Source organism: Curtobacterium sp. 179-B 9B NHS (assembly GCF_045370965.1).
GTDB lineage: Bacteria > Actinomycetota > Actinomycetes > Actinomycetales > Microbacteriaceae > Curtobacterium.
Genome location: NZ_JBIQDQ010000010.1, coordinates 23926 through 46110, shown reverse-complemented (window position 1 = coordinate 46110; position 22185 = coordinate 23926). Strand labels below are relative to the sequence as shown.

The following is a 22185-nucleotide window of genomic DNA, read 5'->3' as shown; positions in this document are numbered from 1 at the left end:
CGTGGCGCGACGTGCTTTCGGTTGTGCCGCGCCCCTGCGCGTGTTCCGTTGCCGGACGGGAGGCGCGGTGCGGGGTCGGCCCGTGCCTCCCGTCCGCTACGTGGTGCGGCGTGCTCCTGCACAACGGAACGCACGTCGCGCCGTGTGTTTCCGTGGCGCGACGTGCTTTCGGTTGTGCCGCGCCCCTGCGCGTGTTCCGTTGCCGGACGGGAGGCGCGGTGCGGGGTCTGCCCGTGCCTCCCGTCCGTTGCGTGGTGCGGCGTGCTCCTGCACAACGGAACGCACGTCGCGCCGTGTGTTTCCGTGGCGCGACGTTCGCTCGGTTGTGCCGCGCCCCTGCGCGTGTTCCGTCGCCGGACGGGAGGCGCGGTGCGAGGTGGCACCGTGCCTCCCGTCCGCCTCGTGGTGCCGCGTGCTCCTGCACAACGGAAAGCACGTCGTGCCACGTGATCCCGTGGCGCGACGTGCTTCCGGTTGTGCTCCAGCCCCGCGCCCCGCAGCCGCGCCCCGCGCGCCCCGCGCCGCGCGCTACCGCGCCTCGATCGCGGGCAGCGGCACGTGGTGCCGCATCCGCACCGCCAGGTGCAGCCCGCCCCGCCGTGCGAGCACGACGCCGGCGACGACCGCCGCCACCGCGGGGACGCCCCCGGCGACCACCATGCCGACGTGCGCGCCGAAGTGGTCGACGACCTGCCCCATGACCGGCCCGCCCACGGCCTGGCCGCCGAGCAGCACGAGCACGTAGAGCGACATCACCCGGCCTCGGATCGCGACGTTCGACGACAGCTGCACGAGCGAGTTCGACGCCGTCATGAACAGCAGTTGTGACATCCCGACCGCGACGAGCGCCACGGTGAACGGCGCGATCACCGGGATCGAGCCGCTCACGACGAGCAGCACGCCCGTCCAGAACACCCCGCCGACGATCGTCCGCAGCCGCACGGTCGCGCGCCTGGTCGAGAGCAGCGCCCCGGCCAGGGCTCCGACCGCGACCGCGGAGTTGAACACCCCGTAGCCGCCCGCGCCCACGTCGTAGACCTCCGACGCGAAGGCCGAGAGCAGCACCGGCATCGTCAGGGCGAACACCGAGAAGAACGCCATGAGCACGACCGGCACCAGGATCGTCGGCTTCCGGACGGCGTAGCGCAGGCCCTCGACGAGCTGTCCCTTGGCGCGCGGCATCGGCGGGGTCCGGTGGAGCTCCGAGGTCCGGAGGAACCCGAGCGTCACGACCACGGCGACGCAGGCGATCGCGTTCACCCCGAACGACCACCCCGCCCCGACGGCGACGAGCAGCGCTCCGGACAGCGCGGGCCCGATCATCCCGCCGAGCTGGAACACGCTCGAGTTGACGCTGATCGCGTTCCGCAGGTGCTGGTGCCCGACGATCTCGGTGACGAAGACCTGCCGCGCGGGGTTGTCGATGACGGTGACCATCCCGACCAGGAACGCGATGACCCAGATGTGCCACGCCTCGACCACGCCGGTGAGGGTCAGGACGGCGAGCAGTGCGGAGAGCACCGCGAAGGCGCCCTGGGTGAGCATCATGAGCGCGCGCTTCGAGAACCGGTCGACGAGCACCCCGCCCCAGAGCCCGAAGAACAGCATCGGCGCGAACTGGCACGCGACGGTGATGCCGACCTGCGCGACGGAGCCGGTGAGCTGCAGGACGAGCCAGTCCTGCGCGATCCGCTGCATCCAGCCCGCGGTCATCGCCACGAGGTTGGTTGCGGTGAACAGCCGGAAGTTGGGGACCGACAGGGCGATGAGGGTGTGCCGCCACGGTGGACGCTCGGCCTGGATCGGGAGTGGTTCGGTGGGTGGAGGGAGGGTCGTCGATGACGCACTCACGGTGGTGGGGCTCCGGATCGTCGGGGGTGGAGTCGGTACCCGTTCGAAACTACGTGGCGCCGGGCCATTCGACACCCCTATGGTGGCTATCACTCCATTGCGATGTCGAATGGCGGCGGCCCGTCCGCCGGAGGAGGTCACGTGCTCGACCCGGTGCTGCTCCGCACGTTCCTCGCCGTCGCCGAGACCGGCAGCTTCACGCTCGCCGGGCAGCGCCTCGGCATCAGCCAGCCGACCGTCTCGCAGCACGTGCGTCGGCTCGAGACCGCGGTGGCGAGGACCCTCGTGGCCCGGGACACCCGCGGGGTGGCGCTCACCGACAACGGCGACGCGATGGCCGGGTTCGCCCGCTCGATCCTCGCCGCGCACGCGACCGCCGACGCCTACTTCTCCGGGGCCGCGACCCGCGGCCGGCTCCGCTTCGGTGCGGCGGACGACCTCGCGATCACGCAGCTGCCGCGCATCCTGCGGGACTTCCGCCGGCTGCACCCGCAGGTGAACCTCGAGCTGACGGTGAACCAGTCCGCGCCGCTCCTCCGCCGGGTGCACGCGGGTCAGCTCGACCTCGTGTTCATCAAGCAGACCGCGGGGGAGTCCGCCGAGGGCACCCGCGTCGCGACCGACCAGATGGTGTGGATGGCGCAGGACGGCTTCGCGCTCGAAGCCGACGAGCCCGTCCCGCTGATCGCGTACCAGGCGCCGAGCATCAGCCGGCAGATGGCGATCGACGCCCTCGAGTCCGCCGGGCGCACCTGGCGGATCACCTGCAACACCCGTGACGTGAACGGCGTGCTCGCGGCGGTCCGGGCGGGCATCGGGGTCGCGGTGTTCCCGCACTCGCTGATCCCGGCCGACCTCGTGAAGGTGTCGCAGCGGCTCTCGCTGCCCGACCTGCCCGCCGTCGACTACGTGCTCATCGCGAACCCGACCGTGCAGCGCGAGCCGATCGACGCCCTGACGAGCGCGATCCTGTCCCGCGGGGTCGTCCGCGCCGTCTGAGCGCTACGGTGCGAGGGTCGGCGTCGTCCCCGTGCCGGTGAGGTCGGGCAGCGTCACGCCGGCGGGTGCCAGCAGCGCCGCGGCGACCGCCCAGAGGAGCACGAGCGTGCCGACACCGCCGAGCACCGCCCCGAGGAGCGCCACCGGTCGCTGCCACGTCGCCGCGGGGGTCCGGAGGGCCGTCACCGACAGCGCGAGTGCGAGCACTCCGAGGACCAGTCCGGTCGCGTGCACCGTCGCCGGCGCCGTGAACCACGAGGCGGCGAGGGCGAGGGCGGCGACACCGGTCACCGCGCCGAGCACGGCTGCCGGGGTCGCCCCGATCGCGGTGCGGCTGCGGTCGCGGGACGCCCGACGGTCGGCCTGGAGGCCCTGCTCACCGTCGTCGTGTCCGCCCACCTCGGCGTCGGTGCCGGTGCGAGCCGCGGCCGGTCCCGACCGGCGACCCCGCCGGTAGGGCGCGGACACACCGCCGGCGACCGGGGCACCGGCTGCCGACGGCCCGGCCACTGCCGTGGGTGCGGCAGCCGCTGCCGTGGGCACGGCGGCCGCCGGCGTCGACGCGGCGGCGGGTCCGCCCGGGAAGACCGACGGTGCCTGGACGGTGGGCGCGGCGGGCGCTGCGATGACGGCGTCGAAGCCGGACGGCGCAGGGTCGACGACGGTCGGCCGCGGTGCCTGCTGCCGGGCGAAGCGCGCCGGCGTGCGGTACCCGATCGGTCCGGAGGGCTCGGGTTCCGCGCCCTCGACCAGGACGTGCTCGAGTCCGGGGACCGAGAAGCGGGGCTGTCCGACGACGGGGGCGGCGGGAGCGGGGGGCTCCACCGGTGCCGGGGCGTGGGCGCTGTGCGTCGGGTCGACCGGCGGAGTGAGGGGGCCGCCCGACTCGGCGGCGTCGACGGGGGACACCGGCAGCGGTGCGGTGTCGAACGGCGGCACCTGCACCGCGGGCGAGGTCGGGGCCGGCGGGAGCAGGTGCTCCTGCGGCGGGTAGTCGGGCACGACGACGTCGACGGCGGGCAGCACGTCGGTCGGGTCCTGCGGCAGCGTCGGACCTGCCGCACCCGGCGTGCCGGAGGTGACCACGGGGACGGCCGCGACCGCGTCGAGGACGGGTGCCTGCGGAGCGGGGGCGCGTGGTGCCTCCCGGCCGACGGCGGTGTCCTCGGGGGGTGCGACGACCCACGCAGGGACCGCTCGACGCGGCCGGTCTCGGTCCGGCATGCGGTGCGACGCCACTCGTGCTCCCTCGCTCTTCTGATCCATCGTCATTTCTATCCGCGTGCATGGACCGCTGCGCAGCCCCAGTTCCGGGGTCGCGCAGTCCACTTCGCGCAGGACACCTCGCGGCCGGGGCTCGCGAGACGCAACGAAGGCGGCTCCGCGCCGAGCTGTACCGCTGCGGGGAACCGCCTTCGTGGCCTGTTGCGGAGGTGGGGGCTACATGTCGCGGTAGCGCTCCGCCTCGGCGAGCTTCGCCCGGAGTTCGTCGGCGGTGTACCGCGTGACGTACCCGGGGGTGTCGCGCTGGATGCGCCAGCCCTCGGCGAGGGGGCCCGCGTCGACCACGTCGAACCCGAACTCGTCGATCAGGTCGGCGACGACCCGCTTGGCGTCGGCGTCGTCGCCCGCGACCACCAGGGCGCGGCGGTCAGGGGTGCCGGCGGGGGTGGCCTCGTCGGTCAGCGCCGTGGCTGCGATGTGGTTGAACGCCTTGACGACCCGGGCACCGCGCAGGTGGTCCTGCAGGAGCTCGGCGGTGGTCGTCGTCTCCTCGTCGAGGGACGCGATGTGGCCGTCGCGCTGCGGGTAGTAGTTGTTGGTGTCGATGACGACCTTGCCGACCAGGGGCTCGACCGGGATCGTCTCGATCGCCGCGAGCGGGGTGGTCACGACGACGATGTCGCCCGCTGCTGCCGCGTCGTCGCGGGTGGCCGCGCGGGCGTGCTCGCCGAGCTCCGAGACCAGGTCCTGCAGGGTCTCGGGGCCGCGCGAGTTGGCGATCACGACCTCGTGGCCGTGCTGCACGGCGAGGCGCGCGAGCTGAGATCCGATGTTGCCTGCTCCGATGATGCCGATCGTTGTCATGCGGTCGTGCAACGCGGCGCCGAGCAGTGCATTCCCACCGGCGGTCGCCCCGGGCCGTCGTCGCCGTGCGGCCGCTGCCCGTCGGGTGCATGATGGCGCCATGGCCCACGAGTTCCGCGACGAAGCCGACCGCGACCGCTACGCGATGTACGTCGACGGCGAGCTCGTGAGCGTGCTCGACTACCGGGCCGCGGAGGACGCCGTGTCGTTCCCGCACACGTACACGGTCCCGAGCCACCGCGGGCACGGCTACGCGGCGGAGCTCGTCGCGCACGCCGTCGCCGACGTCGAGGCGAGGACCACGAAGCGCATCGTGCCGATGTGCTGGTTCGTCGGCAAGTGGTTCGACGAACACCCCGAGAAGGCCGACCTGCTCAGCCGCGGCACCGCGGACTGACCCACCCCACGCTCCGGCCGCAGCGTCGCGGCCGCACCCGAGCACCCGGAGGCACCGTGCCCACGATCACCCCGTTCCTCTGGTTCGACGACCAGGCCGAACAGGCCGCCACGACCTACACGTCGCTCTTCCCGGACAGTCGGGTCGACAGCGTCGCCCGGACGCCGGACGGCACCGCCCTCGTCGTCGAGTTCACGCTCCTCGGACAGCCCTACCGGGCGATGAACGGTGGCCCGGGGCACCCGCACACCGACGCCGTGTCCTTCCAGGTCGACGTCGACACGCAGGACGAGCTCGACCGGGTGTGGGACGCGCTCCTCGCCGACGGCGGCCGACCGCTCGCGTGCGGGTGGCTGCACGACCGCTGGGGCCTGACGTGGCAGGTGACCCCGTCGATGATGGGCGACCTGATGACCGGCGGCGGTGACCCCGAGGCCAACGCCCGGGTGTTCAAGGCGATGCAGGACATGGTCAAGCTCGACATCCCCGCGCTGCAGGCCGCAGCCGCCGGTCACTGAGGGGGAGCAGCCCGTGACCGCCGGTAGGGTGGCGGCACCCACCAGCGCCGAGCACCCGGCGCACGCAGTGACAGGCTGGAGAACGCGATGAGCAGCCCGAGCTCGGCGGTCCGTGACGGCGGACGCCCCGACGACGAGGTCCGCAACGGCGACATCGGACGCGCCTACACCGAACTCGCCCGCATCACGCGACGTGCGAGCATCCGGGCGCGCGGCGACGACCTCGTGCTCAGCGTCGTCGACCAGTCCCTCGTCGACTTCGTCGTGCAGCACCCCGGGTGCATGGCGATCGACATCGCCCGGTACCTGCGGCTCAACCGCTCGACGATCTCGCGGCAGCTGTCCGGCCTGCTCGCGGCGGGGCTCGTGCGGACCACCGACGGCGGCTCCGGCAACGCGAAGCCCCTCGAGGCGACCGACGCCGGCCGTGCCGCCCTCGACCGCTCGGTGCGCCTGCACCGCGACGCGCTCGAGGAACGGCTCGCCGACTGGTCGGACGACGACATCGCGCTCCTCGCCGGGCTGCTCGAACGACTCGGCGCCGCCGACGAGGCCGGCCTGCCGATGCCCGCCCGCGCGACGCCGGACGGCCACGCCGGTACGGACGGTCCCGACGCCCCGTGACCACCTCGTTCGTCCTGCTCTCCGACACCCACCTGCCGAAGCGCGCGAAGGACCTGCCGGCGGGGCTCTGGGCGGACGTCGACGCGGCGGACCTCGTCGTGCACGCGGGGGACTGGGTCGACCTCGCCACCCTCGATGCCGTGCAGGGTCGGTCCCGTCGGTTCGAGGGCGTCCGCGGCAACAACGACGGCCCCGAGTTCGACGACCGGCTGCCGCTGGTGGCCCGCTTCACGGTGGAGGACCTCCGCTTCGCCCTGGTGCACGAGACCGGTGCGGCGACGGGTCGCGAGCGCCGGGCGGACGCCGCGTACCCGGACACCGACGTGCTCGTGTTCGGGCACTCGCACATCCCGTGGGACTCGGTCGCGCCGTCGGGGATGCGCCTGCTCAACCCCGGGTCGCCGACGGACCGCCGCAGGCAGCCCGACTTCACGTGGATGCGGGGCACGGTGGACGGGCGTGCGCTGACGGTCGAGACGGTCCGGCTGCCGCCGGCGGCGCGCTGACGCGACCGCACGACCACCGGACGGGCGAGTCGGCAGACGGAGGATGCACCGGCCGGGACGCACGGCTCGGGTCCGCCCCGAGCCTCCCGTCCGTCCCGTGCCGCGTGCGACGGCCGTGGTCCGGTCAGTCGCGCTGCGCCGGCGGGTCCGCCGGGGCCGACGGGTCCTCCAGGATCGCCGGTTCCGGCGGGTCCGCCGCGTCCGCGGGGTCAACCCGAGCCGACGGGTCCACCTGTCCCGTCGGCATCCGGAAGAACGCGAGCTCCCACTCGGTCGACCGTCGGTGCGCCCGCGCCATCCGCCCCCGCTCGGACGGGTCCGCGGCGGCCGCGAGCGCCTCGACGCGCGCGGTCGCCTCGGCGCTCGCCGCAGCGAACGCCGGGTCGCCGTACGCGCCGAGCCAGTCCGCGAAGGGGTGTCCCTCCGGGGCGCGGCCGAGCTGCGTGCCGACCCAGGCGTAGACCCGGAAGCACGGCAGCACGGCGGCGGCGAGCACCCCGACCGACCCGCTGTCGGCCGCGGCCTGCAGGTGGGCGAGGTACCCGGCGCACGTCGGGTGGACCGGGTCGTCGGCGTGCGTGCCCGCCAGGCGGCGGTGGTGCAGGTCGCGCGCCTCGTCGGCGCAGCCCGCGGCGGCCGAGGCCCAGAACGCCGCGGCGTCGCCGTCCGTGGTGGCGGCCAGCCGTCGCAGGTGCTGCTCGTAGGCCCGCAGGTAGTGGACGTCCTGCGCGAGGTACCGGGCGAACACGTCCCCGTCGAGCGTGCCGTCACGCAGGCCCTCCAGGAAGGAGCACGAGAGCGTCCGGTCGAGGGTCTCGGCGACGTCCGCCCACCACCGGTCCGTCCAGGTCGTCGCGGGGAGCGCGGCACGGGTGAGCGCACCGTGGTCGACCGGTCCGTTGCCCGTCCCGACCCGGAGCGCGTCGGCGCCACGGAGTGCGGCGGTGAGCCACGTCTTCGCCCCGCCGACCGCGAGCTCCCAGTCGCCGTCCCGTGCGGCGAGCGTCGCGATCGCGCTCGACAGGGAGCACCCCGTGCCGTGCGTGTTGGTCGTCGCGATGCGCGGGCCCCGGAAGGTGCGGGCGGAGCCGTCGGGCCGGACGAGCACGTCGTCGGCGGTCGGCCCCGTGTCGTGCCCGCCCTTCGCGAGCACCAGGACGTCCCACCGACGGGCCACGAGCCGTGCGGCCTCGAGGGGCGTCGGTGCGGTGCCCCCGGCGAGCGCGACGAGGTCGGTCAGCTCCGCGCGGTTCGGGGTCACGAGGTCGGCGAGCGCGAGCAGGTCGCCCATCGCGGCGGTCGCCTGCCGGTCGAGCAGCCGGTCGCCGCTCGTGGCCACCATCACCGGGTCCACGACGACCACGGGCGGGCGGTGTTCGCGGAGCCAGTCCGTGACCGTGCGGACGACCTCGACGGTGCCGAGCATCCCGACCTTGACGGCGTCGACCACCACGTCGTCCGACACGGCGTCGAGCTGCTCGCGGAGGAACCCGACGTCGGGGACGTGCACCGACCGCACGCCGTGGGTGTTCTGCGCGACCAGGGCCGTGACGACGCCCATGCCGTAGCCGTCGTGCGCCGTGATCGCCTTGAGGTCCGCGTGGAGTCCGGCGCCGCCCGTCGGGTCGGTGCCCGCGATGCTGAGGACCCGCGGCACGTGCGGCCGCCCCGGCACCGGCACCGGCGGCACCGGCGGCGACGTCGAGCCCACGGCGGGCTCGGCGGCGGTCACGACCCGCTCCAGGCGCGGAGGTACGCCGCCGCTGCCGCGTGCGGGTCGGCGGCGGCGCAGATCCCGGACACCACCGCGACACCGGCGACACCGGCCGCACGCAGCGGCGCGACGTCGTCCAGGGTCACGCCGCCGATCGCGACGCACGGGACCCCGAGCGGGCGCGCCGCACCGGTGATCCGGGCGACGCCGTCCACGCCGAGCGCCGGCGGGTGGTCCGGCTTCGTCGAGGTCGGGTGGACGACACCGACGCCGAGCAGGTCGACGGTGCCGCGGGGCAGCTCCGCGAGGGCCGCCAGGTGGGCCGGGGTGTTCGCGGTGAGCCCCACGTGGGCGTCCGGCCCGAGGAGCGCGCGGGCGGCCGCGACGGGCAGGTCCGACTGGCCGAGGTGCACGCCCGCGACCCGGTGTCCGGCACGTCGGGCGGCGAGCGCGACGTCCGTCCGGTCGTCCACCACGACGGTCGCGCGGTCCCCGACGGCGTCGGCCACCGCGGCGGTGAGGGCGAGGAGGTCGCGGACCGGTGCCTGCTTGTCGCGCACCTGCACGAGCCGCACCCCGGCGTCGACCGCGGCACGGACGACGCCGAGCACGCCCCTGCCGTGCCGGTCGACGAGCACCGGGTCGGTGACCAAGTAGACGCCCAGGTCCGTCGGGGCGCTCACGGTCGGACCACCGTCGGCGCTGCAGCGGACCCCGGGATCGTCGGTGGTGCGGACTCCGTGGTGATGCGCGCCACCCGGAGGACGTCCTCGGGGGTCAGCGTCGCCAGCCGGTCGAGGAACAGCGGCTGGAAGGTCCCCGGGCCGCCGGCGTCACGCGCGGCGAGCTCGGCGGCGACCGTGTGCACCACCGTCCCGGCGACGGCTGCTGCGCCCGGGTCGTCCGGGACCACCGCCGCGAAGGCGGCGACCACCGCGCCGAGCGCGCACCCGCCCCCGGTGATGCGGGTCAGCAGCGGCGACCCGTTCGCGACCCGCACCACGCCGGTACCCGGCGCGACCAGCAGGTCGACGGGACCGGACACGGCCACGGCGCCCACGAGCCTCCCGTCCGACGCCCGGAGCGCTGCCGCCCGCGCCTCGTCCGTTCCGGCGGTGCTGTCGACCCCGCGGCCGCCGTCGGCGTCGCCGAGCAGGGCGAGGACCTCCGACGCGTTCCCGCGCAGCACGGTCGGCCGGAGCGCGAGGAGCTCGCGGGCGAGGGCGGTGCGGACTGGCAGCGCGCCGACCGCGACGGGGTCCAGGACCCACGGTGTGCCGACGTCGACGGCCGCGGATGCCGCCTCGACCGACGCCGCGCGCGGCTCCGGGTGCGGGGTGCCGGTGTTGACGAGCAGGGCGTCGGCGACGCGGGCGAACGGACCGGCCTCGGTGGTGACGTCGACCATCGCCGCGGAGGCGCCGAGGGCGAGCAGGACGTTCGCCGTGACGTTCTGCACCACGGTGTTCGTGATGCACTGCACCAGGGGGCTGCGGGCGCGCACCTCCTCGAGCAGCGAGGCGGTGCGGTCGGCCCAGTCCGGGGACGGGGAGCCGGCGGGTCCGGGTACGGGCGCAGCAGTGTGCATGGACGATCCCTTCGCGAGTACGAGCTCGAGCAGGTTCGACGGGTGTGATCTCAGCCGCTCGGTGCGGCACCCCGTGTCTCGGACGACACCGTACACGACGTCCGACGACCTCCTCCGGGCACTCCGGGGGTGCGGTGTGCCAGTGTTGACGGGTGCCTGACGTGACCCCTCCCGGACCGCCGCCCGGACCCCGCGACCCCGGCGACGCGTGGGCCGTCGGACCGGACGGCACCAAGGCCTGGGGACGCTTCGGCGCGGCCGGCCTGCTCGTCGACGACGGTGCCGGACGGGTGCTCCTGCAGCACCGCGTGGAGTGGAGCCACCACGGCGGCACGTGGGGGATCCCCGGTGGTGCACGCCACCAGGACGAGGACGCCGTCACCGCCGCGCTCCGGGAGTCCGCGGAGGAGGCCGGGGTGCCCGAGGACGGCATCGACCTGCGGCACGCCGCCGTGCTCGACCTGGGCTTCTGGACCTACACGACCGTCGTCGGTCGCGCCCGCCGCCCGTTCGAGCCGGTGATCGCGGACCGCGAGAGCCTCGCGCTGTCGTGGGTCCCCGTCGCCGAGGTCGACGCGCTGCCGCTGCACCCGGGCTTCGGAGCCTCGTGGCCGGCGCTGCGCGGCGCGATCGAGACGGTGCCGCACGTGGTGGTGGACGCGGCGAACGTCGTCGGCAGCGTCCCGGACGGCTGGTGGAAGGACCGTGCGGGCGCGGCGGAACGGCTGCTGTCGTCCGTGGCGGCGCTCGCCGGACGGGGCGTGGGCGCGGGGGAGCTCGGGTTGCCCTTCGCCCGCTGGTGGCCGCGGTGGACGGTGGTGCTCGAGGGCGAGGCACGGGCGGCCGGCGCGGGTGCCGGTGCTGCGGGCACGGCGGCGGGTGCCGTCGGTGCCGGCGACCTCGGCGGTGCGGCCGACTCGGTCGGGGTCGTCCGCGCCGAGGGCTCCGGCGACGACGCGATCGTCGAGGCTGCCCGGTCGGCGCTCGGCGACGGACACGCACCGGTCGTCGTCGTCACGGCGGACCGGGAGCTCCGCACCCGGGTCGAGGCCCTGGGCGCCGAGGTCCGCGGCCCCGGCTGGTTCCGCGAGCAGTAGCCCGCCGCCGCTGCATCGGTCCGCTGCTGCGTCGGCCCACCGCAGCGCCGGTCCGCTGCGGCGGCGGTGCACCGCAGCGCCGGTCCGCTGCGGCGTCAGCCCTCCGGCACGTACCGCTTCGACGACACCAGCAGCGCCACCCACGACACCACCCCGAGCCCGACCACGACGGCCAGGATCACCGACACCGGGACCCCGGCACCGCCCGCGATCGCCGCGATGACCGCCGGCGCCAGGAACCCGCTGTACGCCACCGCGTAGAACGCTCCCGTCAGGCCGGCGAGGTCGCGCGACCCGGCGATCCGCTGGACCTCGAGCAACGAGGACACGAGCGCGGTCCCCATCCCGACGCCGATCACCACGTTCGCCGCGAGCCCGACCCACACCGACTGCAGCTCCACCGCCAGGAGCACGACCCCGATCCCGACGGTCATCACGGCGACGGCGGTGACGAGCCCGCGCGCCGAGGACACCGAGTGCACGCGCTTGGCGAGCGGCTGCACCGCGCTCGAGACCCCGAGGGCGACGACGGTCGCGGCGGTCGCGAACACCAGGCCCCACGGACCGGTCGCTCCCGCGAGCCGGGTCGGCAGGTACCCGTAGCCGATCGCAGCGGACCCGAAGATCCACGGTGCCGCGACGACGACCACCCGCGTGAAGCGTCGGTGCCCGGCACTCGGGATCGCGAGCTGCCGCCACCACGGACCGGCGAGGCCACCGTTCACCGCGGTCTCCGGCGCTCGCCACACGACGAGGGCGAACGGTGCCGCGACGCAGATGTGCACGAGGAACGGCAGGACCTCGGGCACCGGCCCCCACTGCGCGATCCCACCGGCGACGAGGGCACCGATCCCGGATCCCAGCGTGAAGGCCAGCGACGCGCGCCGTGCCCCGGAGCCGGCATCGGCCGAGGGGTCGTGGCGGCCCTGCGAGAGCTCCTTCACCCAGCTGTTGCCGACCGCCATCGCGACGCCGACCGTGATGCCGGAGAACAGCCGGCCGGCCGCGAGGAAGCCGGGTCCGAACGGCCCGAGTGCCAGGAGTCCGCTGCCGACGACGGCCGCGGCGATGCCGACGAGCATGAGTGGCTTCCGCCCGTGCCGGTCCGAGAGCGACCCGGCGACGAGCAGCGCGGGTGCGAGCCCGAGGACGTAGACCCCGAGGAAGACGTTGACGAGCACGGACGAGTAGTGCGCCCGCTCCTCGTACATGAGCAGCAGCGGCGAGAACTGGTTGCCGCCCCACGAGCACACGAAGACCGCGCCCCAGACCATCGCCCACGGGGCGACCCGGCTGACCGGCACCGGCACGGAGCCGGTGGTCGGGATGCTCCCGGTCGCGCCGCTCACAGCGCGCCCCGGTGGGACGCGACGTGCGCTCGGAGGACCGCCGCGTACCGCTCGGCGTCCCCGTCGTCGAGGGCCGCGGCGAGCGCCCGGTGCTCGTCGAGCGACGCCTGCAACTGCTCCGGTCGAACGCGCATCAGCTGGTGCCGCAGCCGCTGCTGCCGGTCGCCGAGCGTCCGCGCGAAGCGGACGGCGATCGCGTTCCGCGACGCCGCGACGACGGCGCCGTGGAACGCCGCGTCCCGCTCGACGAAGCGGTCGACGTCCCCGGCGGCCACCGCCGCCTCCTGCTCCGCCAGCTCGGCCTGGAGGAGCGGTGCCAGTTCCGGCACGCGGCCGTCGGTGACGACGCGGGTCGCCGCGGTCGACTCGATCGCCTCACGCACCTCGAGCACGTCCGCCGCCTCGTTCGGGGACATCGGGCGCACGACGGCGCCCCGGCGGGCGCCGAGCAGGATGAGGTCCTCGGCCGCCAGGCGCAGGAACGCCTCGTGCACGGGTGTCCGCGAGACGCCGATCTCCCGGCAGAGCACGTTCTCGCTGATCGCCGTGCCGCCCGGCAGGTCGCCGCGGATGATCGCCCGCTTGACGTGCTCGTACGCCCGTCCTGCGGCGGAGACCTCGGTGCTGGTGTCGCTCACGGCAGCCGATCCTACGCCTTGCATGCAAGCTTGCACACGTTGTGGAGCGAGATCGTCACGCGGCCGTCGTGACCGGATCGAGACATCGCCCACCCGGCGTCGCTACGCTGACCCTCACGTCAACGGAGACGTACCGATCAGGAGGTCACGATGGAGCGTGTCACCAGAGCCGACGACCGTGTGCACCGCCCTGCGGGGCCTTGGACACCGACGGTGCACCGGCTGCTCGCGCACCTGCACGAGCAGGGCTTCGTCGCGGCACCCGAACCGATCGCCGTCGGGGACGCCCTCGAGACGGTGAGCTTCGTGCCGGGCACGGCGGGCAACTACCCCTGGAGCACCGAGATCGCGAGCGAGGCGGCCCTCGTCACGTCCGCGCGACTGCTGCGCCAGTACCACGACGTCGCGGCGACCTACCCGCGCGACGACGCGGTCGACGTCTGGTCGCAGGCAGAACGGCTGCCGGTCGAGACGATCGTGCACGGTGACTTCGCGCCGTACAACTGCGTGTACGACGGCATCGCCGCGGTCGGGCTCATCGACTTCGACACCGCGCACCCCGGGCCGCGCGTCTGGGACGTCGCGAGCGCGGTCTACCGCTTCGCGCCGTTCACCACCGGTCTCGTCGAGGGCAGCTCGGCGCCGGGACTCGACGAGCGCCTCGACCGCGCGGCGGAGTTCTGCCGCGCCTACGGGCTCGACGACCGTTCCCGCGGGGTGCTCGTCGAGACGATCACGGCCTCGCTCGTCGCCCTCGTCACGACGATGGAGACCGAGGCCGCCGCGGGGAACCCGAAGTTCCTCAGCGACCTCGAGCACGGGCACGCCGACCTGTACCGGGCCGACGTGGCGTGGATCGAGTCCCACGCGGACCTCATCCGCGCGGCCGTCACCGCCGACTGACGTCCGCGCGGACGGGCTGCGCGGGGCACCCGCGTCGGTGCGGGACGCCGCCGTGCGCGTGAGACGCCGGCCTCGGTGCGAGACGCCGCTGTGCACGCGAGACGCCGGCGTCGGTGCCGGACGCCGCAGAGCCGTCGAGACGAAGGCGTCGGTGCCGGACGCCGCAGAGCCGTCGAGACGCCGCCGGATCCCGCGGCGTCTCGACCGGCGGACGGCGTCTCGCACCGACGCCGTCGTCTCGCCGGTGTGGGGCGCGCGTCGGACCACGGCGTCCGGCGCAGACGCCGTCGTCTCGCCGGTGTGGGACGCGCGTCGGACCGCGGCGTCCCGCGCAGACGCCGGCGTCTCGGGGCGCGACGCGCGCGTCGGACGTGCACCGGGCCTCCCGGCAGCTCCCAGCCCGCACGCGGCGGACTCCGATGCTCCAGCGGGTAGTGTCGCAGGGCCATGACCGACAGCCCGGCCGACGCCACCCCGTACGAGGTCCTCGGCGTACCCGCGACCGCCGACGACGACGCGCTCCGCCGTGCGTACCGTCGTGCCGCCCGCGAGACCCACCCCGACCTCGGTGGTGACGCCCGGCGCTTCCGCCAGGTGCAGATCGCGTGGGAGCGCATCGGGACCCCGGCTGCCCGCCGGGCGTACGACGCGGGCTCCCGCACGTCGACCCCCAGCGCGGCGTCCGGTCCGTCCGGGTCCTCGGTCTGGTCGCACGACGGCGAGGGGTTCGCGCCCCCGACGGCTCGGCGCGACTCCCGGCCGCGGGCGCGCTCGTACGGGCACCCGGGTGGTCGTTCCCGCGAGGTCTTCCTGCAGGCCGAACGCGAGTGGGTCGGTCTCGGCGACCCCGTCGAGGACCCGTACGACCCGGCGCTGGTCCGCTCCGCGCCGCGGCACATCCGCCGACTGCTCGCCGAGGCCCTCGCGGAGGAGGCGACGGCGTCGATCATCGCGGGGATGGGCATCGGTGTGACCGTGTGGCACGACCTCGACGCCGGTGCCGAGGGCAAGCTCGACCACGCCGTGCTGACCCCGAGCGGACTCTGGGCCGTCGAGTCGATCGACTGGGGCGCTCCCGTGCGCATCGAGCACGGTGACATCGCCGGCGAGACCCTGGCGCCGGGCGAGCGTCCGGTCAAGGAGCTCGTGCGGGCGGCCCGAGCGGTACAGAAGCAGACCCGCGTGAAGTTCACCGGACGGCTGATGGTCGTGCCGGACTCCGCCGTCGACGAGGACGTCCAGGTCGTCGGGTCGGCGCGCAAGCCCACCGCGCTCGTGGTCCGTCGCAGTGCGCTCGGTCAGGTCCTGAACGGGGTGTTCTCCCCGGAGGGCTCGGTCGACGTGTTCGACGTCCGCGACCGCCTGCAGCAGACCGTCCGCTTCGTCTGACGGCGGCGCGACGCCCGGTCGCGTCAGTGGCCGCGGAGCTTCTCGAGGTCGCGGCGCTCCCGCTTGCTCGGACGACCGGCGCCTCGGTCCCGGGTCGGGACGAACCCGGCCTCCTCGCGGGGGAGCCGGGGCGGGGTCCGGTCCTCGAAGTGCTTCGCCGCCTCGGTCGCGCTCGTCCGCTTGAGGATGATGCCCGTCACGACGACGATGCGGTCGAACCCGTGCTGACGGACCCGCACCTCGTCCCCGGGGGCGATCGGCTGCGCCGGCTTCGCACGTTCCCCGTTCACCCGGACGTGGCCGGCCTTGCACGCACTGGTCGCGGCGGACCGGGTCTTCGTGATCCGCACCGCCCAGATCCAGCTGTCGACGCGCGCCTTCTCCATCCCACCACCCTAGGCGGCGCAGCCCTGCGAGCAGCCCGCGCCGGGGAGCCGAGCGGGCCGACACCCGAGCCGTGCGACCGGGCCGTACGCTCGACGGGTGCAGGAACCGCGGCAGCAGGACCCGGACGGCCGGGCTCCGAGCGAGCAGGATGCCCTCGCCCGGGCGCTGGCGCTCGGCGTCCTGCGTGCGGCGTCCCCCGGCGACCGGCTCGTCGTGCGGGCACGGGTCGGGGACGGCGCTCGCGACGCCCTCGGCACCCTGTCCGCACGGACCGTCGACACGGTCACGATCGAGACGCGACGGGGGCACGTCGACGTCCCGCTCGCCGACGTGGTCGCGGCGAAGCACGTGCCCCCGCCGCCGACACCGCGGACGCGCCGCCCCTGAAGGGCCAGGGGACGCAGCCGCGCGACGCAGCCCGGCAACGCAGCCCGCGACGCGGCCGGCAACGCAGCCCGCGACGCGGCCGGCAACGCAGCCTCGCGACGCAGCCCGCGACGCAGCTCCACCCACCTCGCCCGACGGCGAGCAGGCTCCGCCCGCGCGGCGCACCGGCGAGCCGTCGCCGTCCCCGCAGCCGTCGCCACGTAGCCTCGACCCATGGCCGTCCCCGTCCCGCTCGGTACCGAGGACCGAACCTCCCGCCTGACGCTCCGCCGCCCCGACCGCTGGCGCCGCGAGGACTCCCCGCAGGCCGACCTCCGGCTGACCGGTGACGACGTCGTCCTGACCGTCCGGTCCCGCCCCTCGGAGCGCACCGTCGCCGAGGAGCACACCAGCCTGCTCGAACGCCTGCCCGGGTCGGTCGAGGGCCTGCGGCTCATCGGCTGCGACCCGTGGACGACCGCGGGCGCCCCGGCACGCCTGGTCGAGTACGTCCGCCCCGACGAGGACGGCGACGTCGCGGGCGCCCACCTGCTCTTCGTGACCGGTCGGCACCGGGTCGACCTGACCGTCGAGCGGCCGCTCACCCGGATGCTCGCGACCGACGACCTGGTCTCGACCGTGCTCGAGTCGGTCCGTGCCACCGAGCCCGCACCCGCCCGCCCGCAGCGCGAGCTCGAGGCCCTGCCGGTCGCGGCGCCGGTCCCGCAGCTCGACGGGACGCACCTCGGGCCCGACGCGCTCACGACCCTGCGCAGCCTGGCAGGACGCCGGTGGGACCCGATGCTCCTGCGCTCGCCCGCCGGTCGCGAGCTCGTGCAGACGGGGCTCGTCGGCCGCCTCGGGACGCTCCCCGAGACCACCCAGGAGCTCCTCGCGCCGTGGGCCGACGACACCCGGCCGGTCACCCTCGAACAGCGCCTGCCCGACGGGCGGACCACGCGCCTCCAGGCCTGGTCGGAGACCGTCGTGGACGGGACTGACGAGACGGGCGGCACCGTGGCCCGGCTGCCGGTCGAGCGCGTGGTCGGGCTGGCGGCCGGGAGGCTCGGCATCCGCCCGTCGTGGACCTTCCCCTTCCGCACGGGGTCGCTCCACGCGGACCTGCTGGCCCGCAGGACGGGTGCGGCCGACACCGCGCCGGACCTGCCGGTGGCCGTCGCCGAGGCCGACCCGCGGCTCGCGCGCTTCTGGGCCGCGCCGTGGACGGTCTCGTCGATCCGTCGACCGGGTCGACCGGCCCCTGTCGTCGTCGTGCACGCCGAGGGCATCGGGTTCGCCCGGGTCGGACGCACGGAGGCCGGGGAGACGGCCTTCCGGTCCGACTCCCCGGCGAACGTGTACCGGTCCGTGGTGCGCGCGCTGCTCGGCTGAGGCCGCTGCTGCCGCTGCTGCTGCCGCTGCTGCCGCTGCCGCTGCTGCTGCCGCTGGCGCTCGCGCGGCGCCCTCGCTAGGCGGCGGGGCCTGCGGTCAGGGTCACCGTCACGGTGTGCGCCGTGCCCGATGCATCGGTGTAGCCGACCTGCACCCGGTCACCGACGGCGTGCGAGCGGATCGCGGACGTCAGTGCGTCGTTGCTCGTGACCGCCGTGCCGTCGAGGCTCGTGATGGTGTCGCCGGCGACCAGTCCCGCTGCTGCGGCGCCCGAACCGTCGACGGTCCCGGCGACCGGCACACCCGCGGTGGTCTGCGTCGTCGCGGTCGAGCCGACCTCGACGCCGAGGAACGCCGGCAGGCCGATCGTGACGGTGTCCGAGGACTCCCCGGCGAGGATCTTGTCCGCGATGGCCTTCGCGGTCGTGATCGGGATCGCGTACCCGGTGACCTCGGCGGAGCCCGACGACGCCGCGGTGGCCATGCCGACCACCTCGCCCTCGCTGTCCAGGACCGGACCGCCGGAGTCGCCCGGGACGATCTGCGCGGCGACCTCGATCAGGCCCTGCAACGACTCCGTGCCCGTGCCGGACTCGCTCTGCACCTGGATGTCCTGGTCGAGGGCGGTGACCGTGCCCGCGGCGGCGACGAGGTTGCCCGTGCCCTCCGCGTTGCCGACGTCCGTCACCGCGTCACCCGTCGACGGTTCGCCGTCGTCGTCGAGCGTCACCGTGGACAGGCCGGACGCGTCCTGCAGCTTGAGCACGGCCACGTCGTGCGTGGCATCGGTGCCGACGACCTCGGCCCGGTACTGCTTGCCGGTCGTCTCGTCGGTGACCGCGATGCTCGTGGCGCCCTGCACCACGTGGTTGTTCGTCAGGACGAAGCCGTCCGAGGTGAGGACCATGCCGGTGCCCGCGGCCTGCGACGAGGTGTCGTAGTTCATCACGGTGTCGATCGTCACGACGCCCTTCGTCTGGGCCGCGGTCGCCGGGGTCGCGGCGGTCTGCGTGCCCGTGCCCGTGCCGGTACCGCTGCCGCTGCCGCTGCTGCCGTCGCTGCCCGAGCCGTTCCCGTACCCGGGCACGGTGAAACCGTTCGTCCCACCGCTCGTGCCGGAGCCACCGCCCGGCAGCGTCGTGGTGCCCTGCGACTGGCTCGACGTGGTCGTGGTGCCCTGCGAGGACAGGCCGAGCGCCGTCCCGCCGGCCGCGCCGATGATCGCCAGCGCCGCGACGCCCGAGCCGATGACGAGTCCGAGCCGCCGGGGGCGCTTCGCGCCGGGGTGGTTCGCTGCCGCCGCGCCCGAGGTCCAGCCCCAGGGGGTGCTGCCGGCCGTCGCGCCTGCTGCCGCCGTGCTCGTGCTCGCGGTACCGGGACGCGGGTCCGTGGGACCGCCGAGGGCCGCGCTGCCGAGCAGGTACGGGCCGCGACCGTCCGGGGTGTAGGCGTACGGCCCCGAGCCGTCGGTGCCGTACAGCCACGGGCCGCTGCCGTCGAAGGCGTACGCCGGGCGGAGGGTGTCGCGGTCGGCGTGCGGGGCCTCCCAGCCGGGACGGTCGGTCGCGCGCTGGTCGTCGGCGGGGTTCTCGTTCATGGGTGCTCTCCGGTCGTCCCTCGACCACCCGAGGGGTGGCGGTTCGTTCCTCGACGACCCGGTCGGGCGTCGACGGAGACCAGTACAGGAGCCGAACCCATGACGACCCTATGAACGGACCCTGTGCCGGCTCCGGGCTTCCTCGGGGGCCGCCGAACGAGGGGCGGGATTAGGCTTGCCGCACCTCCCATGCGCGCGTCCTCACCCGTCACCCCTGCAGTCCGGCCCCGCCCGGCACCCGCCTCGCGGTCCCGTCTCGTCGGGGCAGCGCTGCTCGCCGTCGCCGTCCTCGTGGTGGCCGTCGCGCTCTCCGTGGCGTTCGGCTCGCGCCCGATCCCGCTCGGCACCGTCCTCGACGTCGTCCTGCACCCGCACCGGGACGACGAGGTGGGACTCATCGTGCTCGGCAACCGCGTCCCGCGCACCGTCGTGGGGCTGCTCGCCGGCGCCGCGCTCGGGGTGGCCGGTGCCGTGATGCAGGGCGTGACCCGGAACCCGCTGGCCGACCCGAGCATCCTCGGCATCAACGCCGGAGCAGCCCTCGCCGTGGTCGTCGGGATCGCGGTGTTCGGCATCAGCGGGACCGCCGCGTACCTGCCCTTCGCCTTCGTCGGGGCCGGGCTCGCGGCGCTGCTCGTCTACGGCATCGCTGCCGTCGCCCGGCGGGGCCTGTCGCCGGTGGGCCTCGCGCTCGCCGGAGCGGTCGTCGCCGCCGCCCTGTCGTCGGTCACCACGGCGGTCCTCGTGTCGAGCCAGAGCCTGCTCGACCAGCTGCGCTTCTGGCAGGTCGGAGCGCTCGCCGGCAAGGACCTCGGCACCGCCGGCGTCGTGGCCGTCCCCGTCCTCGTCGGACTCGTCGTGGCCGCCGGGCTGGGACGCTCCCTGAACACCCTCGCGCTCGGGGACGAGCTCGCCGCGTCGCTCGGCCAGCGGGTCGTGCTCGTCCGCATCGTCGGCGGTCTCGTGACGGTCCTGCTCGCGGGGTCCGCGGTGGCAGCCGCCGGACCGATCGCGTTCGTCGGCCTCGCCGTCCCGCACGCTGTCCGCCGACTGAGCGGGCCCGACCAGCGCTGGACGATCCTCCTGTCCGCCCTCGTCGCACCCGCGCTCCTGCTCGTCGCCGACGTGATCGGGCGGGTCGTCGCGTACCCGGGGGAGCTGCAGGTCGGCATCGTGACCGCGCTCATCGGTGCCCCGGTGTTCATCTGGCTCGTCCGGTCGCGGGTGGTGACCGGCCTGTGACCGCGGTCCGTCGCGAGCTCGCCGTCCTCGGCGCGGTGGTCGTGCTCCTGGTCGCCCTCGTGCTCGTCGGGCTCGGGGTGGGGGAGATCCCGCTCTCGCCGCTGCAGGTCGCCGGCGCCCTGGTCGGACACGGCGACACCGTCTCGGACTTCGTGGTCGGGCAGCTCCGCGGCCCCCGGGTCGCCGGTGCCGTGCTGGTCGGTGCCGCGCTGGGCGCCGCCGGCGGCATCGTGCAGAGCGTCGTCCGCAACCCGATCGCGAGCCCCGACGTCATCGGCATCACGTCGGGCGCGAGTGCCTCGGGGCTGACGGCGATCGTGCTCTTCGGGGCGAGCGGCGGTGTGCTCTTCGGGTCCGTCGTCGTCGGCGCCCTGCTCGTGTCGGTCGTCATCGCCGCGCTCTCCTGGCGTCGGGGGATCACCGGCAACCGCGTCGTCCTGGTCGGCATCGGGGTGGCGGCGATCTGCCTCAGCATCACCGGCTGGATGCTGACCGCGGGCACCGTCCAGCAGGCGGGCACCGCGCTCCTCTGGCTCTCGGGCAGCCTGAACGCGGTGGACCGCACCCTCGTCGGCATCCTCGCGGTCGCCGTCGTCCTGCTCCTGGCCGCTGCGCTCGCGCAGTCCCGCCGGCTGACGGTCCTCGCGCTCGGGGACGAGGTGGCCGCCGCCCTCGGACTCCGGCCCGACCGCGCGAAGTCGCTCCTGCTCCTCACCGCCGTCGGCCTCACCGCGGGAGCGGTCGCGACGGCGGGCCCGGTCGCCTTCGTCGCGCTGATGGCGGCACCCATCGGACGCCGTCTCGTCGGCAACGGGCGGGTCGCGCTCGGCGTCGTCGCGGCCGTCGGCGCGGTCGTCACGCTCGCGAGCGACCTGCTGGCGCAGTTCGCGATCCCCGGCAACGCCCTGCCGGTCGGTGTGGTCACGGGCGTGGTCGGGGCGCCGTACCTGCTCTGGCTCCTCGCACGCGGGCGGTAGGCGCGGTACCCGGCCCTGCCGGGCGTGCCTGGTCGTGCCGGGCGTACCTGGTCGTTCCGGGCGTACCCGGCCCTGCGAGGCGTACCTGGTCGTTCCGGGCGTACCTGGTCGTTCCGGGCGTACCTGGTCGTCCTGGTCCACCAGGTACGCCCGTTCCCGCAAGGCATCCCACCCGTTCTGGGAAGGAACGGGCGCACGGAACGGGTGTCGGCGATCGACGCACGCATGCACGGACGGACGGGAGGCGCGGTGCGGGCCGGCACCGCGCCTCCCGTCCGTCGCATGGTCGCGCTGGCGGCCCTGGCGGCCCTCGCGGCCCTGGCGGCCCTGGTGGCCCTGGCGGCGCTGGTTGCGCTGGTGACGCGGGGCGGTGCCGGCCGAAGCAGCGGGGCGTGCCCCCCCCCGTGCGGGAAACCGCGCGCGGTCCCGCGATGCCGCACTGCGCTGCGTGATGCCGCACACAACCGCCCGGACCCCCCGTTCGGGTGTCGGCGGCCTGCGGGATCTCTCGTACCGTCGTCCCGACCGACCGGACCCCCGACAGCGCCCGACCCGACGGAGTG

Annotated in this window: 22 protein-coding genes and 1 riboswitch; of the genes, 12 read left to right on the top strand and 10 right to left on the bottom strand. The window is 75.1% G+C overall.

What is annotated here, in order from left to right; all coding sequences use genetic code 11:
* Positions 1-528: 528 nt before the first annotated feature.
* Positions 529-1851 carry an MFS transporter gene (locus ACH0A8_RS10180; protein ID WP_066653656.1) on the bottom strand — a complete coding sequence of 441 codons (1323 nt, stop codon included), beginning with the start codon at positions 1849-1851 and terminating at the stop codon, positions 529-531.
* Between the two features lie 141 nt (positions 1852-1992).
* Here ACH0A8_RS10180 and ACH0A8_RS10175 point away from each other — a divergent pair, with 141 nt between their 5' ends.
* Complete coding sequence (locus ACH0A8_RS10175; RefSeq protein WP_311205268.1) at positions 1993-2850, top strand: LysR substrate-binding domain-containing protein; 858 nt, start codon at positions 1993-1995, stop codon at positions 2848-2850.
* A gap of 3 nt (positions 2851-2853) precedes the next feature.
* Here the strand turns inward: ACH0A8_RS10175 and ACH0A8_RS10170 are convergent, their stop codons facing one another.
* Positions 2854-4116 carry a hypothetical protein gene (locus tag ACH0A8_RS10170; RefSeq protein WP_406907120.1) on the bottom strand — a complete coding sequence of 421 codons (1263 nt, stop codon included), beginning with the start codon at positions 4114-4116 and terminating at the stop codon, positions 2854-2856.
* Positions 4117-4290: 174 nt separating this feature from the next.
* The gene (locus tag ACH0A8_RS10165) at positions 4291-5040 is read right to left on the bottom strand and encodes an NADPH-dependent F420 reductase (protein WP_406907119.1); all 750 of its coding nucleotides are present in this window, start codon (positions 5038-5040) and stop codon (positions 4291-4293) included.
* Here ACH0A8_RS10165 and ACH0A8_RS10160 point away from each other — a divergent pair.
* The 4 genes from ACH0A8_RS10160 to ACH0A8_RS10145 all read left to right on the top strand — a co-directional run bounded on the left by ACH0A8_RS10160 (position 5039) and on the right by ACH0A8_RS10145 (position 6983).
* Positions 5039-5335 (top strand): GNAT family N-acetyltransferase, encoded by a 297-nt coding sequence (locus ACH0A8_RS10160; RefSeq protein ID WP_066653669.1) that lies wholly within the window; start codon positions 5039-5041, stop codon positions 5333-5335. The two genes, ACH0A8_RS10165 and ACH0A8_RS10160, sit on opposite strands and share 2 nt — an antisense overlap.
* A 56-nt stretch (positions 5336-5391) precedes the next feature.
* Entirely contained in the window at positions 5392-5853 is a 462-nt protein-coding gene (locus ACH0A8_RS10155; protein WP_066653671.1) for a VOC family protein, read from the top strand.
* A gap of 87 nt (positions 5854-5940) precedes the next feature.
* The gene (locus tag ACH0A8_RS10150; RefSeq protein ID WP_066653673.1) at positions 5941-6477 is read left to right on the top strand and encodes a MarR family winged helix-turn-helix transcriptional regulator; all 537 of its coding nucleotides are present in this window, start codon (positions 5941-5943) and stop codon (positions 6475-6477) included.
* Positions 6474-6983, top strand: a complete 510-nt coding sequence (locus ACH0A8_RS10145; protein WP_066653676.1) for a metallophosphoesterase — start codon at positions 6474-6476, stop codon at positions 6981-6983. The genes ACH0A8_RS10150 and ACH0A8_RS10145 overlap by 4 nt, the downstream gene beginning before the upstream one ends.
* Positions 6984-7107: 124 nt before the next feature.
* On the opposite strand, the gene thiD is transcribed toward ACH0A8_RS10145, so the two are convergent.
* From thiD to thiM, 3 genes are all read right to left on the bottom strand, one after another.
* Entirely contained in the window at positions 7108-8715 is a 1608-nt protein-coding gene (gene thiD / locus ACH0A8_RS10140; RefSeq protein ID WP_406907118.1) for a bifunctional hydroxymethylpyrimidine kinase/phosphomethylpyrimidine kinase, read from the bottom strand.
* A complete protein-coding gene (gene thiE / locus ACH0A8_RS10135) occupies positions 8712-9380 on the bottom strand; it encodes a thiamine phosphate synthase (protein WP_251160140.1) in 669 nt (222 codons plus the stop codon). The genes thiD and thiE overlap by 4 nt, the downstream gene beginning before the upstream one ends.
* Entirely contained in the window at positions 9377-10285 is a 909-nt protein-coding gene (thiM, locus tag ACH0A8_RS10130; RefSeq protein ID WP_406907117.1) for a hydroxyethylthiazole kinase, read from the bottom strand. Before thiM ends, thiE begins: the two co-directional genes overlap by 4 nt.
* Positions 10274-10369: riboswitch (TPP riboswitch) on the bottom strand. Its footprint overlaps the gene before it by 12 nt.
* Positions 10370-10437: 68 nt before the next feature.
* On the opposite strand from thiM, the gene ACH0A8_RS10125 reads away from it, so the two are divergent.
* Positions 10438-11382, top strand: coding sequence for an NUDIX domain-containing protein (locus tag ACH0A8_RS10125; RefSeq protein ID WP_251160138.1), 945 nt, complete (start codon positions 10438-10440; stop codon positions 11380-11382).
* A gap of 95 nt (positions 11383-11477) precedes the next feature.
* Here the strand turns inward: ACH0A8_RS10125 and ACH0A8_RS10120 are convergent, their stop codons facing one another.
* On the bottom strand, positions 11478-12731 hold the full coding sequence (locus ACH0A8_RS10120; RefSeq protein ID WP_200884138.1) for an MFS transporter: 1254 nt from the start codon (positions 12729-12731) through the stop codon (positions 11478-11480).
* Positions 12728-13369: a GntR family transcriptional regulator gene (locus ACH0A8_RS10115; protein ID WP_066653683.1), complete on the bottom strand. Its 642-nt coding sequence runs from the start codon at positions 13367-13369 to the stop codon at positions 12728-12730. Before ACH0A8_RS10115 ends, ACH0A8_RS10120 begins: the two co-directional genes overlap by 4 nt.
* 213 nt (positions 13370-13582) lie before the next feature.
* Here ACH0A8_RS10115 and ACH0A8_RS10110 point away from each other — a divergent pair, with 213 nt between their 5' ends.
* Positions 13583-14272, top strand: coding sequence for an aminoglycoside phosphotransferase family protein (locus ACH0A8_RS10110; RefSeq protein WP_066653685.1), 690 nt, complete (start codon positions 13583-13585; stop codon positions 14270-14272).
* 447 nt (positions 14273-14719) lie between these two features.
* Positions 14720-15661, top strand: a complete 942-nt coding sequence (locus tag ACH0A8_RS10105) for a J domain-containing protein (protein WP_400337747.1) — start codon at positions 14720-14722, stop codon at positions 15659-15661.
* 23 nt (positions 15662-15684) lie between these two features.
* On the opposite strand, the gene ACH0A8_RS10100 is transcribed toward ACH0A8_RS10105, so the two are convergent.
* Positions 15685-16047: an RNA-binding S4 domain-containing protein gene (locus ACH0A8_RS10100; RefSeq protein WP_066653687.1), complete on the bottom strand. Its 363-nt coding sequence runs from the start codon at positions 16045-16047 to the stop codon at positions 15685-15687.
* A 97-nt stretch (positions 16048-16144) separates the two neighbouring features.
* On the opposite strand from ACH0A8_RS10100, the gene ACH0A8_RS10095 reads away from it, so the two are divergent.
* Positions 16145-16435 (top strand): hypothetical protein, encoded by a 291-nt coding sequence (locus ACH0A8_RS10095; RefSeq protein WP_235426549.1) that lies wholly within the window; start codon positions 16145-16147, stop codon positions 16433-16435.
* Positions 16436-16648: 213 nt separating this feature from the next.
* Positions 16649-17806, top strand: coding sequence for a hypothetical protein (locus tag ACH0A8_RS10090; RefSeq protein ID WP_406907116.1), 1158 nt, complete (start codon positions 16649-16651; stop codon positions 17804-17806).
* Positions 17807-17882: 76 nt separating this feature from the next.
* Here the strand turns inward: ACH0A8_RS10090 and ACH0A8_RS10085 are convergent, their stop codons facing one another.
* Positions 17883-19403 (bottom strand): S1C family serine protease, encoded by a 1521-nt coding sequence (locus ACH0A8_RS10085; protein WP_406907115.1) that lies wholly within the window; start codon positions 19401-19403, stop codon positions 17883-17885.
* A 189-nt stretch (positions 19404-19592) separates the two neighbouring features.
* Here ACH0A8_RS10085 and ACH0A8_RS10080 point away from each other — a divergent pair, with 189 nt between their 5' ends.
* Together ACH0A8_RS10080 and ACH0A8_RS10075 are read left to right on the top strand one after the other, a co-directional pair.
* The gene (locus ACH0A8_RS10080) at positions 19593-20645 is read left to right on the top strand and encodes an iron ABC transporter permease (protein WP_209683112.1); all 1053 of its coding nucleotides are present in this window, start codon (positions 19593-19595) and stop codon (positions 20643-20645) included.
* Complete coding sequence (locus tag ACH0A8_RS10075; protein ID WP_251154921.1) at positions 20642-21622, top strand: iron chelate uptake ABC transporter family permease subunit; 981 nt, start codon at positions 20642-20644, stop codon at positions 21620-21622. The genes ACH0A8_RS10080 and ACH0A8_RS10075 overlap by 4 nt, the downstream gene beginning before the upstream one ends.
* Positions 21623-22185: the final 563 nt, after the last annotated feature.

What these genes read in the sequence shown, in the direction of transcription:
- ACH0A8_RS10170 (WP_406907120.1), bottom strand. Translation starts at nt 4,116, where the DNA reads ATGGATCAGAAGAGCGAGGGAGCACGAGTGGCGTCGCACCGCATGCCG.
- ACH0A8_RS10090 (WP_406907116.1), top strand. Translation starts at nt 16,649, where the DNA reads ATGGCCGTCCCCGTCCCGCTCGGTACCGAGGACCGAACCTCCCGCCTG.
- ACH0A8_RS10105 (WP_400337747.1), top strand. Translation starts at nt 14,720, where the DNA reads ATGACCGACAGCCCGGCCGACGCCACCCCGTACGAGGTCCTCGGCGTA.
- ACH0A8_RS10085 (WP_406907115.1), bottom strand. Translation starts at nt 19,403, where the DNA reads ATGAACGAGAACCCCGCCGACGACCAGCGCGCGACCGACCGTCCCGGC.
- thiM (WP_406907117.1), bottom strand. Translation starts at nt 10,285, where the DNA reads ATGCACACTGCTGCGCCCGTACCCGGACCCGCCGGCTCCCCGTCCCCG.
- ACH0A8_RS10100 (WP_066653687.1), bottom strand. Translation starts at nt 16,047, where the DNA reads ATGGAGAAGGCGCGCGTCGACAGCTGGATCTGGGCGGTGCGGATCACG.
- ACH0A8_RS10080 (WP_209683112.1), top strand. Translation starts at nt 19,593, where the DNA reads ATGCGCGCGTCCTCACCCGTCACCCCTGCAGTCCGGCCCCGCCCGGCA.
- ACH0A8_RS10165 (WP_406907119.1), bottom strand. Translation starts at nt 5,040, where the DNA reads ATGGCGCCATCATGCACCCGACGGGCAGCGGCCGCACGGCGACGACGG.
- ACH0A8_RS10160 (WP_066653669.1), top strand. Translation starts at nt 5,039, where the DNA reads ATGGCCCACGAGTTCCGCGACGAAGCCGACCGCGACCGCTACGCGATG.
- ACH0A8_RS10150 (WP_066653673.1), top strand. Translation starts at nt 5,941, where the DNA reads ATGAGCAGCCCGAGCTCGGCGGTCCGTGACGGCGGACGCCCCGACGAC.